The sequence below is a fragment of the Streptomyces sp. NPDC018045 genome, from assembly GCF_044327445.1.
In the GTDB taxonomy this organism is placed as follows: Bacteria; Actinomycetota; Actinomycetes; order Streptomycetales; family Streptomycetaceae; genus Streptomyces.
Genome location: NZ_JBIRFL010000075.1, coordinates 1 through 1,798 on the forward strand (window position 1 = coordinate 1; position 1,798 = coordinate 1,798).

At 70.4% G+C, this 1,798-nt stretch carries 1 protein-coding gene; it reads left to right on the forward strand.

Annotated elements, in window-relative coordinates:
• A partial coding sequence (locus ACH4EB_RS38605; RefSeq protein ID WP_398353214.1) for a CDP-glycerol glycerophosphotransferase family protein occupies positions 1-1,798 on the forward strand: 1,798 nt, incomplete at both ends.

The window sequence follows — 1,798 nt, forward strand, 5'->3', positions numbered from 1 at the left end:
TGTCGACGAACAAGTGTTACCGGCGGGAGTTTCTGCTGGAGCACGGGCTGCGGTTTCCCAAGGGGATGTTCTATGAGGATCTGCAGTTCATTGCGGAGGTGTATCTGGCGGCGGGGCGGATCACGCTGATTCCCAACCAGGTGTATTTCTGGCATGTGCATCAGGCGGCGGCGGTGAAGTCGGTGACCAACCGCCGTCATGAGATGACCAATTTCGAGCACCGTCTGGAGGTGCACCGGCGGATCGATGCGATGCTGGCCGAGCGGGGGCTGACGGAGCTGCGGCGGGCCAAGGACGTGAAGTTCCTCAAGCATGATCTGGTGCTGCATCTGCGGGATCTGCCGTTTCGGGACGAGGCCTACCGGCGGGAGTTCGCGCGGCTGGCGGCGCAGTATCTGGCCACGCTGGATCCGCAGGCCTATGGGCGGGCGCAGCCGCTGCAGGCGATCTGTGCGTATCTGCTGCGGCGCGGGGACTGGGCGCATCTGCTGCCGGCGGTCGATGCGCTGTTGAATCCGGGCAAGGTGACGGTGGCGCTGGCCGAGCGGGAGGGGCGGGTGTACTGGTGTGCCGAGCACCTGCAGGATCCGCTGGGCCGGCAGGTGCTGGAGGTGACCGCGCTGGGCTATCACACCCGGTCGCTGGAGCAGATGTTCTTGCGCAACCGTCTGACCGCGTTCGCGGCCGGGCCGGAGGGCGGGGTGCGGCTGGCGGGGGAGGTCACCAACCCGTTGGGCGTCATCGGGGCGGACGCCGAACTGCGGGCGGAGCTGCGGTTTCGGGCGCGCCGGCGCGGGCTGCAGGAGTTCACCTTCGCGGTGGACTCGGTGTGTCATGCCGGGGCGGTGGTGCGCTGGGAGACGTTCGCCGATCTCGGCGGGCGGCTGCGGCCGCTGGGCCTGCTCGATACCGTCTGGGATGTGCGCCTGGTGCTGGAGGCGGACGGGCGGCGCACCACCACCCGGCTGAGCGTGGCCGGCACCGAGGCCGAGGCCGAGGTCGCGGGCGGGGCGGTGGCGGTGCGTCCGTGGCTGACGCGCCGGGTCGCCGACCAGGTGCGCCCGCAGGTCACCGGCCGCGGGCATCTGGCCTTTGAGCTGGTGGGCTCGCAGCCGCAGCACGAACGCACCCGGGAGCTGATCACCCGTTCGGTGCAGGGCCGGCCCGGGGCGCTGGCGAAGTCCGGCTACCGCCGGGCCCGGGCGCTGCGCCGGACGCTGACGTCGGGGGATGCGAAACTGCGGGCGTATCACGAGGTGTTCTTGCGGCTGCCGGTCAAAAAACGCACGGTGGTCTTCGAAAGCCATCTGGGCCGCCAGTACAGCGACAGCCCGCGGGCGCTGTATGAGCAGATGCGCCGCCAGGGCCTGGAGTTCGAGGCCTACTGGTCCCATGCCGGGGACCCGGGGCCCTTCCCCAAGGACGCGACGCTGGTGCGCCGCTGGTCGCTGCCGTATCTCAAGGCGCTGGCCCAGGCGGAGTTCTGGGTGGACAACCAGAGTTTCCCGCTGCGTCTGGCCAAGCGGAAGGAGACGACCTATCTGCAGACCTGGCACGGCTCGGCGCTGAAGAAGATGGGCTTCGACCAGCCCGCGCAAAAGACCCTCACCCGCCGGCAGCAGGCCCAGCAGCAGCAGGCCCTGGACCGCTTCGACCGGTTCCTGGTGCGCTCCGAGCACGATGTGCGCACCCTGGCGCGCGCCTTCCGCCTGCCCGAACGCACCCTGCTGCGGGTGGGCTACCCGCGCAACGACGCGCTGGTGCAGGCCCGCCGCCGCGAGGAGGCCGGCGCGGCCCG